This window comes from Ruegeria sp. AF3, from assembly GCF_056536285.1.
The window spans coordinates 2,464,371-2,477,079 of record NZ_JBQFJM010000001.1 but is presented as its reverse complement, the minus strand read 5'-3'; the positions used below and the strand labels follow the sequence as shown (position 1 = coordinate 2,477,079).

Sequence of the window (12,709 nt, the reverse complement as noted above, 5' to 3'; positions counted from 1 at the left end):
ACATGTCAGACCCAACCTTTGAGTTTTCCCGCGCCATCACCCGCCGTCCGGCTCCGACTATTGCAGGCGGGTTGCGTGCAGAAGATATCGGAAACCCGGATTTCGACGGGATGACAGCGGCGCATAAGGCATATGTGGCAGCACTGAAAAGCACCGGGGCCGAGGTAATCGAACTGGATCCCCTGAACGCGTTTCCCGACGCACAATTTGTCGAGGATACAGCCCTTTGCCTGCTGCAAGGTGCGATACTGATGCGACCTGGCGCACCTTCGCGGATGGGTGAAGTGGCTGAAATGGCACCGACCCTTCACGGCTGCTACGATACGGTTCTGGAAATCCAGGGCCCCGGCCATATCGAGGGTGGAGATATCCTTGTTACCGGTCGCGAAATTCTGGTGGGCCGGTCAGACCGTACCGACGCGGAAGGTGTCGCCGAGCTGGCGAAAATCACCTCGGAGTGGGGGCACAAACTGCGCGAGGTGTTCACGCCCGAGGGCGTCTTACACTTCAAGACAGATTGTTCACTGATGGACGCCGAAACAATACTGTCGACCCGACGGCTGGATGCCTCGGGCTGTTTCGAGGGCTACCGGGTGCTGCATGTTGCGGACGGAGAGGAAGCTGCCGCCAATGCGATCCGCTTCAACAATCTGGTGCTGATGGCCGCTGGCTTCCCACGCACAGCTGAGATGTTGGATCGTGAAGGGTATGAGGTTGTTGAAATCGACAACATCGACTGCGCAAAGCTGGATGGAGGAATGTCCTGCCTTTCGCTAAGATTTTAGGAGTGTAACCGGTAGCGTTCGATCCTTGGTGTTTCTTGCGAAAACTGTCGCCCGTACCGGTCTTTCCTTTCCCGCCATTCGCTCATAAACATAGGTGGCTGTCGATGATCTCGTCCGCCGAGTGCGACCTGCAACCGGTTGCAAGACTTTTGCGATGGTGCATAATGAAGCTCTGATGCAAAACACCTTGATATCTCTGACCATCAACGACCGGAGCCGCACTGCGTGAGCGTGACCCTGAAAGACGTCGCCGCCTTGGCTGGCGTATCGCGATCTGCGGTGTCGCGCACCTTCACCGAAGGCGCCTCGGTCTCTGCAAAAACACGCAGTAAAGTTGAAAAGGCCGCGCGAGAGCTTGGCTACAGCCCCAATGCCCTAGCCTCGTCCCTGACAACCGGGCGCACCAAACTGATCGGGTTGATTTCGAACAACTTTCACAACCCGATTTTTCTTGAGGTGTTCGATCAGTTTACCCGCGCCTTGCAGGAACGCGGGCTGCGTCCTTTAATCGTGAACCTGACGGACGAGACCGAGCCCGCAAACTCGGTCCGCATGCTGCGCCAGTATTCGGTTGACGCGGCCATCGTTGCGTCTTCGACGCTGCCGCCCAGCTTTGCCAAGGCGTTCCACGATGCGGGCGTACCAGTGGTGCATACATTTGGCCGCTCGGCCACCTCGCCCGAAGTGCATGTGGTGGGAATCGACAACGTCGAATGCGGGCGCATGGCCGCGCGAGAGCTTTTGGCGCGCGGATACAGGCGTGTCGGCTATCTGGGCGGCCCCGAAGATGCAACCTCGGCACTCGACCGGTATCGCGGGTTCATGGAAGAACTGGCAGATCATCCCGATATCGAAGTAAGCCATTGTTTCGCAGGGGCTTATTCCTTCGAAGCTGGCCGCGCCGAAATGTTGCGCCTGTTGGCCGGCACCCCGTCCGAGGCGTATTTCTGCGGCGATGACATCCTGTCTGTTGGCGCATTGTCCGCACTGGCCGATCACGGGCTGAAACCGGGTCAGGACATTGGAATCATCGGTCTGAACGACATGGAGATGTCGCGCTGGGAAAGCGTTAACCTGACAACGATCCACCAGCCGATCAAACAGATCATCACTTCATCAGTCGATCTGGTCGTTGAGATGCTGAAAGAGCCTCAGCGCTATCCCGAGGCCCGCATTTTCCCCTGCCGCGTGATCGAACGGGGCACATTGCGGCCCCGCCCCTGATCAGCGAAACATCGGCGGGCGCGCGTCCTGCCATGCGCCATCGGCCTTGCCCGACGCAACAGCCGCGTGGACGGCCGCAATGGACCGCAGCCCATCTGCCGCACCGGGCAGACCGTCGCGTCTTTCACCACGGATCGCATCCGCCAGATCGCAATAGATGTTGGCGACCGCCAGCGGAAAACCCTCGGGGTGCGCAATGGCGACACGCGACAGGCGTTGCACCTCGTCGTGCAGACCGCCCTCACCCTTTTCGATGATCTGAGTACGCCCGCCGACCGGAGTATAGATCAACTGATTGGGCTGTTCGGACGCCCACCGCAGCCCACCGGTTTCGCCAAAGACCTGAATGTCAAAGCCATGCTGCCGCCCGATCGCCACTGATGACGTCCAAAGCCGTCCAACCGTGCCGCCCTCCATCCGGAAGTTGATCATTGCATCATCTTCCAGCTCACGGCTGACGATGGTCGAGGCCATGTCGGCAGACAGGGTTTTCACCTGATCGTCACAGATGAAACTGGCCATGTGCAACGCATGGATGCCGCAATCGGCAAACTGCCCTGAAACCCCGGCCGTCGCAGGGTCATAGCGCCAGCGCACGCGCGGGTTATCCGCATCTGTGGCATCGCCATGATGGCCGTGGCTGAAATTGGTCACCACCAGACGCACCTTGCCGATATCGCCTGCGCGCACCATCGCACGGGCCTGACGCACCATCGGATAGGCGGAATAACAGTAGTTCACTGCACAGATCCTGCCCGAGGCTTCGGCCACGCGCACAATCTCTTCGCCCTCTTTCACCGTCATGGTCATCGGCTTTTCGCACAACACGTTAAAGCCTGCCTCAAGATAGGCCTTGGTAATCTCAAAATGGGTCGAATTGGGCGTCGCGATAGTTACCAGATCAATCCGATCCTCGCGGTCTTTTTCGCCCGCCAGCATCTCTTGCCAGTCGCCATAGGCACGATCGGCAGCAACACCCAATTGCTGCGCGTATTCGCGGCCCACGTCGGGCCGGTGATCCAGTGCGCCAGCCGCAAATTCGAACAACCCGTCTGCCTGCGCACCAAGGCGGTGTGCTGGGCCAATCTGGCTGCCTTCACCACCCCCGATCATGCCCCATCTCAACTTAGCCATGGTCATTGTCTCTCATTGGAATTGTCACGTAGAGCGATCAGAAATCGCTGATGTTCTGCCACTGCCGCTTATCGGACGAGGCCAGCGCAGCGGCCAGCACACGATTGACCTCATGCCCGTCGCGGAACGTGGGCCAGATCGCCTCGCCGGTATGGATGGCCTTTAGAAAGTCCTTGGCCTCGATGATGATCTGGTCCTGATAGCCGGTTCCGTGACCCGGACCCTGACAGAAGGGCTCATAATCTGGGTGCGCTGGGCCAGTCAGGATCTTGGTGAACCCGCGCGCGGCTTCGGGCCCTTCGCGCTTGTACAGCCACAGCGCATTCTGGTCCTCCTGATCGAACCGGATTGCGCCTTTTGTGCCTGATATTTCATAGGCATAGCCCATTTTCCGCCCCGTCGCGACGCGGCTGAAATACAGGCTTCCCATGACCCCGTTTTCGAACCGGCACATCATCTGGGCATGGTCGTCATTTGTTACCGCACCACCGGGGCGGGTTTTGTGAACGGTCTCAACATCAGCCATCACCTGCGCAATGGGCCCGACCAAGGCCAATGCGCCGTTGACCATATGCGGGGCAAGATCGCCGATTGTGCCGTTGGCCATACCGGTCGTGCGCCAGGTGGCCGGGGCCTGCGGATCTGCATAGAAATCCTCGGTATGTTCGCCCCGGAACCACGTGATGTCACCAATCGCGCCATCTGCAATCAACTGGCGGGCATATTGGCTGGCGGGTGTGCGGATATAGTTGAACCCCACCATGTTCACCGCCCCCGAAGCCTCTGCCGCGGCAACCATCGCCCGACTGTCTTCAAGCGATGCGCCCAATGGTTTCTCGCACAAGACCGGTTTACCCAAGGCAAAAGCTGCTTCTGCGATCTGACGATGTGTTGACTGAGGCGAGGCGATCACGATTGCCTCGGCCTTGGGGTCTTCAACCAACATGCACCAGTCATCGGTTGCCCGCTGAAATCCATAGGCCGCCCGGTAGCGTTCGGCACTGTCCGGGCTCGACGCGCAGATGACCTCAAGCCGGGGGCGCAACGCCGTGTTGAACACCGCTCCGACGGCCGACATCGCGACGGAATGGGCCTTGCCCATATAACCGCCACCCACGATTCCCACTCCGATTTCAGGCATCTGCCATGGCCTCGCACATTGTGTTTGCAACCGGTTGCAAAATCAGTATCGTGTGAATCGATTCAACGCAAGGTCCAAACTTTGCCCACCCACTTTGCCGGAGGACATGACGTGAGCGCTTTGATAGACGGTATCAAAGGAAACCGCTTTGCCGTTCTGGGGCGTGCGGGTATGGACCTTTACGCAGACCCGGTCGGTGTCAAAAGCGAAGATGCCGATACGTTCCATGCCGATCTTGGCGGCTCGTCCGCGAATATCTGTGCCGGTCTGGTCAAGCTGGGCAGCCAGGCATCCTTGATCACCTCCATCTCGGACGATGCAATTGGTCGGTTCTGCCTCAACCGGTTGCAACATTACGGGGTAGATACCTCTTATATCCGCGTGTTGGGGGGCGAGTATCGCACCTCTCTGGCCCTGTATGAAAGCCGGACCGAGAACTTTCAGAATGTCATCTACCGAAACGGTGCGATCGATTTTCAGGTTACTGACGCGGATGTGGACAGGGTTGATTATTCGTCCTTCTCGGCCTTGATTTCGGCTGGCACCGTCTTTGCGTCCGAACCCTCGCGCAGCGCCACGTTCCGAGGGTTTGAAAACGCGCGCAAGGCTGGTCTTCCGATCATTTTCGATGTTGATTACCGCCCCTACAGCTGGCCTTCGCCGGAAATTGCCGCTGACGTTCTGTCCCGCGCGGGCGAAGCCAGTGACCTGATTGTCGGCAATGATGAAGAGTTCGGCTTCATGGCCGGAGGTCTGGAAAAGGGCTTTGCCAAGGCACAGGACCTTGCCAAGAAACCGGGCCGGGTTGTCATTTACAAGATGGGCGAAAAAGGCGCCGTGACGCTGGCGGATGGGCAAGAAATCAAAACCGGGATCTACCCAGTGGACGCTATCAAGCCCGTCGGGGCTGGTGACAGTTTCATGGCAGGGCTTCTGGCTTCGATCGCGGCGGGGCACTCGCTGAAAGACTCGGTGATGCGCGGTTCCGCCTGCGCATCCATTGTCGTATCCAAACCCGGCTGCGCCCCCGCTATGCCCACGACCCCCGAACTGAACGCGTTCCTCGCCTCTCACCCCGGCCCGACCACATAGGAGTATCCCATGCATATCGCGCCCTATGACAATCAGAACAAGCCCATCGTTGACGCCGGCGATCCGACCGTTCCGCTGAACTATTTCAACATCGTCAAACTGAAAAAAGGCGAGGCGTTCGAATACCGGGTGCCGGGCTACGAGACCTGCATCGTCCCTGCAACCGGCAGCGTCGATGTGGATGTCGAAGGCGTTTCCTTCCCCAGGCTGGGCAACCGGGGCGAAGATGTCTGGGATGGCGAGCCCGAGGGCGTCTACGTACCCGTCGGCGCAAAGGTGCAGATGGTCTGCCTTTCTGACGCGACCGAGGTGTTCATTGCCGGTGCGAAATATGACAAGGTGCTGGACCCGTTCGATGTGCGCGAACACGACCTTGTGCAATATGGCAGCGACGACACCAAAACCCACCGCAAGATCAAACACATCCTTGGCCAAAAGCAACACGACAAGGTCGGTCGCCTGCTGGTCAGCGAGCTGTTCACCGTCGGTCAGGGCGGCTGGTCGGGCTTTCCCAGCCACAAGCATGACACCAACCGCCTGCCGGACGAAACCCGCCACGATGAGACCTATAATTTCCGGTTCAAGCCCAACTGGGGCTCGGGCCTTCAGATGTTGCAGCGCGAAGATAACCAGCCGGGTGACGCCTATCACATCGTGGATGGATCGACCGTTTGCATCGACAAGGGCTATCACCCCTGCTGCGTTTTGCCGGGGTACGAGATGTATTATTTCACCATTCTCGGCGGCCTGACCCAGCGTTCTCTGGTGCAGTATTTCCAGCCCACACATGCCTATCAGATCGAAACCATTCCCGGCATCAAAGACATGATTGCGAAATTCAAATGACCCTCGTCACGCTGAAAGACGTCCTGCAACCCGCTTATGAACAGGGCTATGCCGTAGGCGGGCTGGTCACACTCGGCTGGGAAGATATGCGCGCCTATGTGGCCGCGGCCGAGGCCGAGAATGCGCCCGTGATCCTGCAAGCCGGACCCAGCTGCCGCGACCACACTCCGCTGCCTGTACTGGGCAAGATGTTCCGGCATCTCGCCGAAAACGCTTCGGTTCCGGTCGTTGCGCATCTGGATCACGGCTATACGTTCGAAGACTGCAAGATCGCGCTCGACAGCGGTTTTACGTCCCTGATGTTCGACGGATCGCGCAAGCCCCTGCGGCAAAACATCGATGAAACCGCCGCAATTGCCGAGATGGCCCATGCGGCAGGGATTTCCTGCGAAGGCGAGATTGGTTTTGTCGGGTACTCGGGCGGTGAAGGATCAAACGGCACCGACCCGGCAGAAGCCGCCCAGTTCGCACGTGAAAGCGGTGTGGATGCCATGGCGATATCGGTCGGCAACGTCCACCTGCAACAAAACAAGGAAGGCGGTCTGGACGAAGCCCGCATTGCCGAGATCGACGCCATGACCACAGTGCCTCTGGTTATTCATGGCGGGTCGGGCGTGCCGGTAGATCAGCGCATGAAGCTGTCCCGCGAAACCTCGATCTGCAAATTCAACATCGGAACCGAGCTGCGCATGGCCTTCGGCAATGCCCTGCGAGACGCTGTCAATCGCGATCCCGAACGATTTGACCGCGTGACCATCCTGAAAGAAACCCACGATCCGGTCGAAGCCGCCGCGCGGATGGTCATCCGTACCTTTGGCGCGCCGCCGCAACGTTGACGCGCGCTTTCGTCCTCAGATCGAACCCCCCTCGACCATGAAGTTGCCCGCGCTGCACATGGCGGCGTCGTCCGAGGCCAGAAACAGCACCATGCGCGCGACATAGACAGGCTCAATCGGATCGGGCAGGCATTGGCGGTCGACCTGTTTGGCCAGCGCCTCGGGCGTGACCCACAGGTCTTTCTGGCGGTCGGTCATGATCCAGCCCGGCACAACCGTGTTCACACGAATGCGGTGATCGCCCAATTCGCGCGCCATGGTGCGCGTCAGGCCGTGCACCGCCGATTTGGCGGTGGCATAGGCCGGAAAACCTGCCCCGGCCTCCCACCAGGAATTCGATCCGATATTGACGATCGAACCTGCGCCCTTGGCGATCATACCCGGGGCCACAGCCTGAATGGCAAAGAACATATGGCGGATATTGGTCGCCATCCGCTCATCCCAATAGTCAGGCGTGACTTCGCGCCAATCATGGCGGTCATCCTGGGCAGCGTTGTTGACCAGCACATCCGCCTCGCCCAGTTCCTCGACCAGTTGCTCCATCGCAGCCCGCATCGCTTCGATATCGCGCAGATCGCATTGCACAAAGGCGTGTTCACCTTCCAGTTCCGCCAGCAGAGCAAGGCCGGCATCCGCATTGATATCCAGAAACCCGACCTTCGCCCCTTGTGCCGCAAAGGGGCGAACGGTTTCCGCACCAATCCCCCCGGCCCCGCCCGTGATGATAACCGTTTTGCCCGCAAGGCTTGGGTAATTGGCGAAGTCTTGGCTCATCCGTCACGCTCCATGATCCATTCGACCTCGGGGGCCAGGGCAAACCGCCATTTGCGCAGGGGGCCCGCCATGACGTTCAGGTAATACATCTCAAACCCATAGGGCGCGCCGCAAGGATGATGGCCACGCGGAACGATCACAACATCGCCATCGGAGACGGCCATCGTCTCATCCAACTGGCCATCATCGGTATAGACCCGCTGGATTCCGAACCCGTTGGCCGGGTTGAGGCGGTGATAATACGTCTCTTCCAGATAGGTGATGCGGGGAAAATCATCCTCATCATGTCGATGACTGGGGTAAGAGGACCAGTGCCCATTGGGCGTAAAGACCTCGGTCACCAGCAGACTGTCGGCATAATCCTCGTTCTCCATCGCGATATTGTTGATGTATCGCGTATTCACACCCTTGCCGCGTTCGGTCAGGGTGATGCCATCCGGCCCGATCCGGCGCGCTTTGTGGCCGCCCTTGCCCGGGGCCGAGCAGACCGCCACAACACAATCGGTTTCCGCCACAGCCTCCCACTCGGTTCCGTTGGGCAGATACAGGCTATGCGGCGGTGTCTTTTCGAACACGTTCATCCGACCGCCCAACACGCCCCAGTCCTGCCCAGCCCCGGTGATCCGCGCCTTGCCTTCGACCATCACCAGAATGACTTCGCGGTCTCCTGTCGCCTCGGCCGCCCTGTCGCCCGCTTGCAGATGATAGAGCCCAAAACCCACATATTGCCATCCGGCATTGTCCGGGGTGATGTCATGTACCTTGCCACGGGTTCCAATAGGTTTCTTCAGCAGATCTGCCATTCTTGTTCTCCTTATTGGGCGGGCCTAAACGGCCCGCCTGTGTTGCCCTCAGGCCGCTTGCCGTGCTTGCAGGGCCAAAAGCGCGGCAGACAGCTGAGCCTCGGCCCACCCTTCCGATACGGCCCGGTGCAATATGTCGGCCTGGCTTTCGGGCGCGTTGCCACCAATCGGCGGGTCGGTGTCCAGATTGGTCGGGAACGGATAGCCCTCAGCCGTTGCAGCAATCGCCGCATTCAGCTCTGCCGCACTCAGCGCCCCGCGTTGTTTCAGGGCGACCAGCGACGGAAACACCGCCTGCGACATGGACTGCCGGTCAACCATCTCCATCGCGCGGCCAAAAGCGGATGAGACCTGCAACAGGTTCGCCATCCGCTGAATATCCGTACTGCTGTTTTCCCCGGCAGCGTGGAACAGCGCCGGGTTGAAGAACACCGCATCCCCCTTCGCAAGGGGCAACTGAATGTAGTTCTCTTCAAAAAACGCCCGGTGTGCCGCATCGTGAAAGGCCAGATATCCCGGCGCATAAAGCTGCGAAAAGGGCAGCAGTTTGGTTGGGCCGCTTTCCACGGGCATGTCACAATGCGCAACCGCGCCTTGCAAGGTCAGCGAGGCCGCCACCAGATGGGCATGGGCCGGATACCGGGCGGCACTGTCGGCTGTTTGAAAGCCCAGATGGTAATCCCGATGCGCCTGCTGTGCCTTGCCGCCGGGGCGCACCTGATTGATCTGCGCGGTCATTTGATAGTTCGGCCCCAGCCACGCCTCGCAAACCGCTGCAATGGCCACATTCCCGAAATAGAGTGCAAAACCCTCGGGGTCGCGCAAGCACTGTTTCTGCAACGCGTTCCATATCCGGTCATTCGCGCCCGAGGCCGCGAAGTGGTCGCCTTCTCCGGCCCCGCCCTGACGTTCTTCCTCGATGATCTGCTGGAACACAGCCGTCGCCCGGTCGATCACGGACGTATTCGCAAATGCGCCTTTTAGAACGATCACACCCGCAGATTTGTCCAGCACATGCGCCCATTCCGCCAGCAGCGCTTTTCTTTGATCTGCCTTCTCCAGCGCCGGGCGCAGAGCGTGCATATCATAGATCGGAACGTTCTTTTGCACCAATGCGGCATGAGGAACCGCACCGGCTGTCAGGTTTTGCGAGGTCAACACCTTGAATTCATCCAGATCACAGGATTCCCGGTCAAAATAGCCGACATATCCAAGGTCTTGATGTACCATGACAAACTCCTCTTTCATGGCTTCGGTGTTGCCCCGAGGGGCGGTGATTAAACGGTGATCTCCAACCCTGCCTTGCCGCAAACCTCGACGATGTGGTCATAGCCCAGTTTGGAGTACTCATAGGGCGGCGCCTTGGCGGGGTCCTGCTCGGCCTCGACCACGATCCAGCCGCTGTAATCCATTGCTTTCAACGCGTTGGCTACGGCTTGAAAGTCGATGCAGCCATCACCCGGCACGGTGAATGCGCCGGCAATTACGGCATCCAGAAAGCTGCGATTGTTCTCGCGCGTGTCCTGCACGATGTCTGGGCGGATGTCCTTGAAATGCACGTGATGCACCCGGTCGCCCCAACGGTTCAGCGTGGCCATCACATCGCCGCCACCAAACAGCAGATGGCCCGTATCGAAACACAGTTTCAGCTCGGGGCCGGAACCCTGCATCAACCAGTTCACCTCATCTTCGCTTTCGATGATCGTGCCCATGTGATGGTGATAGGCCATCGGCATACCCTGATCTGCCATCCATTTGGCAAGCTCGGTCAGCTTGGCCGCATAGGCCAGAACCTCGTCTTTGGACAGCTTCGGGCGGTCATTGACCGGCGTTCCGATCTGCCCCTGAACGGTATTTGAACACTCGGCGTAAACGATGCAGGGGCTGTTCAGCGCAACAAATTGTTCCACCTGCTCGCGCACGATGGCGACCTCGGCCTCAAGGTCATTGACCAGAGTACTGCCCGAACACCAACCGCCACACAGCGCGATGTCGTTTGCGTCCAGATAGGCGCGCAACCCTTCGGTGTCGCCGGGCATCCGCTGGCCCCGTTCAACACCGGTATAGCCGATCTCGCGCGCTTCTTTCAGCGCCTGCTCCATCGTGTAGGCTGCGGTCAGGTCCGGCAGATCGTCATTCTGCCAGGCAATCGGAGAGATACCGATCTTCACGCTCATTTCGTGTTTCTTTCCTTGATGGCGACCTCATAGGCCGCACGTTTTTCGTTTACTTCCGGATGGATGCTGACCTCGGGCACCGCCACTTCCCACCACGTTCCGCCATATTCGGTCGATGGGTAGGGATCGGTGTCGATCACCACCACATAGGGGCCTTTGATGTCACTTCGCTTGGCCAGTGCCTCCTCAAGCTCGGTGATCGAGCTGACCTTGAGCGCGGTCGCCCCCATTGCTTCGGCATGTTTGGCAAAGTCGATCACCGAATTTTCGCCGCCGATTGCGTGATCCAGCAGGTTGTTAAACTCGGCCCCGCCGGTTCCCATCTGCAAACGGTTGATGCAGCCAAAGCCGCGATTGTCGGTGACCACAACGGTGAACGAAATCCCCATCATCGCCGCCGTCGCCATTTCCGAGTTCGCCATCATGTAAGTGCCGTCGCCGGTAAAGCAGATCACGTCGCGGTCGGGCTGGGCCATCTTGATGCCCATCGCACCGGCGATCTCATACCCCATGCAGCTGAAGCCATATTCCATATGATAGGCACCGGGGCGCGGTGCCTTCCACAGCTTGTGCAACTCACCCGGCATCGTGCCCGCGGCACACATGGCAACGGTGTTTTCATTGGCCACCCGCTGCACGGCACCAATCACCTGCATATCCGTGGGCAGCGCATTGGTGTCTGCGGGCGCGTCGGTCAATGCGTCGACCTTGGCAAACCATTCCGACTTCAGCGTTGCAGGCATATCAGGCGCGCGGTAACCGCCCAACGCGTCGCTCAGTTCACCCAGTCCAACGTGGGCGTCAGACTGCAGCGGCATCGCGCCGTGCTTTGCCGCGTCATAGGCGGCGGTGTTCAGGCTGATCAATTCCCGCTCGGGGTTCGCGAACAATCCCCATGACCCGGTGGTGAAATCTTGAAACCGGGTGCCGACGCCCAGCACAAGATCCGCCTCGGCGCAGATATCGTTGGCAGGCTCACCGCCGGTGACGCCAATCGGGCCAAGGTTCAGCGGATGATCCCAGGCCAGCGCGGATTTACCAGCCTGCGTCTCGGCCACCGGCACATTGTGCGCCTCGGCAAAGCGCTGCAAAGCGGCGGTCGCGTCCGAATAATGCACACCGCCGCCGGCCACGATTACAGGGCGCTTGGCTGCCTTAATCGCGGCCACGGCACGCGCCAGTTCCCCCTCATCCGGACGAATTCGGCGCTGAAACCAGACGCGCGGCTCAAAAAAGCTTTCGGGATAGTCATAAGCCTCGGCCTGCACATCCTGACAAAAGGCCAGCGTCACGGGACCGCAATCCGCCGGGTCCGTCATGGTGCGGAAGGCACGCGGCAGCGCCGTCAACAGATGCTCCGGCCGGGTGATGCGGTCGAAATAGCGGCTGACCGGTCTGAAACAGTCATTCGCACTAATAGTTCCGTCCGAGAACACTTCGGGTTGCTGCAAAACCGGGTCAGGGCCACGCGTGGCGAACACGTCACCGGGCAGCAACAAAACCGGCAGGCGGTTCACATGGGCCAGCGCAGCAGCGGTAACCATGTTGGTGGCCCCCGGCCCGATGGACGAAGTGACCGCCATCGCCCGCCTGCGACCCAACTGCTTGGCATAGGCAATCGCACAATGTGCCATGGTCTGTTCATTATGACCGCGATAGGTGGGCAGGCTGTCTTTCACACCGTGCAGCGCCTCGCCCAGACCAGCCACATTGCCATGGCCGAAGATCGCCCAGACACCTGCGATAAAGGGCTCTCCGGCCTCGTTCATCTGCGCGCCCAGATAGCGCACCAGAGCTTGCGCCGCGGTCAGTCGGACTGTCTTGCTCATCATGATCCCTTTCAACTCAGCCCCGCCTTTGGCGGCCTGCGGGTTTTCTCATTTGCGAAGGTGCCAGC

12 protein-coding genes are annotated in these 12,709 nt (G+C 59.6%); 5 read left to right on the top strand and 7 right to left on the bottom strand.

Annotated elements, in window-relative coordinates; translation table 11 throughout:
• Positions 1–2: 2 nt before the first annotated feature.
• On the top strand, positions 3–785 hold the full coding sequence (locus ACR3FC_RS12500; RefSeq protein ID WP_480475298.1) for an arginine deiminase family protein: 783 nt from the start codon (positions 3–5) through the stop codon (positions 783–785).
• Between the two features lie 225 nt (positions 786–1,010).
• Positions 1,011–2,009: a LacI family DNA-binding transcriptional regulator gene (locus ACR3FC_RS12495; RefSeq protein ID WP_480475296.1), complete on the top strand. Its 999-nt coding sequence runs from the start codon at positions 1,011–1,013 to the stop codon at positions 2,007–2,009.
• On the opposite strand, the gene ACR3FC_RS12490 is transcribed toward ACR3FC_RS12495, so the two are convergent.
• Positions 2,010–3,143, bottom strand: a complete 1,134-nt coding sequence (locus ACR3FC_RS12490) for a Gfo/Idh/MocA family protein (RefSeq protein WP_480475294.1) — start codon at positions 3,141–3,143, stop codon at positions 2,010–2,012.
• 37 nt (positions 3,144–3,180) lie between these two features.
• Complete coding sequence (locus ACR3FC_RS12485) at positions 3,181–4,284, bottom strand: Gfo/Idh/MocA family protein (RefSeq protein WP_480475292.1); 1,104 nt, start codon at positions 4,282–4,284, stop codon at positions 3,181–3,183.
• Positions 4,285–4,395: 111 nt separating this feature from the next.
• Here ACR3FC_RS12485 and iolC point away from each other — a divergent pair, with 111 nt between their 5' ends.
• From iolC to ACR3FC_RS12470, 3 genes are read left to right on the top strand one after another with little or no spacing between them, the layout of a single operon-like run.
• Complete coding sequence (gene iolC / locus ACR3FC_RS12480) at positions 4,396–5,376, top strand: 5-dehydro-2-deoxygluconokinase (protein ID WP_480475290.1); 981 nt, start codon at positions 4,396–4,398, stop codon at positions 5,374–5,376.
• A 9-nt stretch (positions 5,377–5,385) separates the two neighbouring features.
• Positions 5,386–6,222 carry a 5-deoxy-glucuronate isomerase gene (locus ACR3FC_RS12475; protein ID WP_480475288.1) on the top strand — a complete coding sequence of 279 codons (837 nt, stop codon included), beginning with the start codon at positions 5,386–5,388 and terminating at the stop codon, positions 6,220–6,222.
• A complete protein-coding gene (locus tag ACR3FC_RS12470; RefSeq protein WP_480475286.1) occupies positions 6,219–7,058 on the top strand; it encodes a class II fructose-bisphosphate aldolase in 840 nt (279 codons plus the stop codon). Before ACR3FC_RS12475 ends, ACR3FC_RS12470 begins: the two co-directional genes overlap by 4 nt.
• A gap of 15 nt (positions 7,059–7,073) precedes the next feature.
• On the opposite strand, the gene ACR3FC_RS12465 is transcribed toward ACR3FC_RS12470, so the two are convergent.
• From ACR3FC_RS12465 to iolD, 5 genes are read right to left on the bottom strand one after another with little or no spacing between them, the layout of a single operon-like run.
• Positions 7,074–7,832, bottom strand: a complete 759-nt coding sequence (locus tag ACR3FC_RS12465) for an SDR family NAD(P)-dependent oxidoreductase (RefSeq protein WP_480475284.1) — start codon at positions 7,830–7,832, stop codon at positions 7,074–7,076.
• Positions 7,829–8,635, bottom strand: coding sequence for a 5-deoxy-glucuronate isomerase (iolB, locus tag ACR3FC_RS12460; protein ID WP_480475282.1), 807 nt, complete (start codon positions 8,633–8,635; stop codon positions 7,829–7,831). The genes ACR3FC_RS12465 and iolB overlap by 4 nt, the downstream gene beginning before the upstream one ends.
• A gap of 48 nt (positions 8,636–8,683) precedes the next feature.
• Positions 8,684–9,865: a phytanoyl-CoA dioxygenase family protein gene (locus ACR3FC_RS12455; protein ID WP_480475280.1), complete on the bottom strand. Its 1,182-nt coding sequence runs from the start codon at positions 9,863–9,865 to the stop codon at positions 8,684–8,686.
• Positions 9,866–9,912: 47 nt separating this feature from the next.
• Positions 9,913–10,812, bottom strand: coding sequence for a myo-inosose-2 dehydratase (gene iolE / locus ACR3FC_RS12450; RefSeq protein ID WP_480475278.1), 900 nt, complete (start codon positions 10,810–10,812; stop codon positions 9,913–9,915).
• Entirely contained in the window at positions 10,809–12,641 is a 1,833-nt protein-coding gene (gene iolD, locus ACR3FC_RS12445; RefSeq protein WP_480475276.1) for a 3D-(3,5/4)-trihydroxycyclohexane-1,2-dione acylhydrolase (decyclizing), read from the bottom strand. The genes iolE and iolD overlap by 4 nt, the downstream gene beginning before the upstream one ends.
• Positions 12,642–12,709 lie beyond the last annotated feature (68 nt).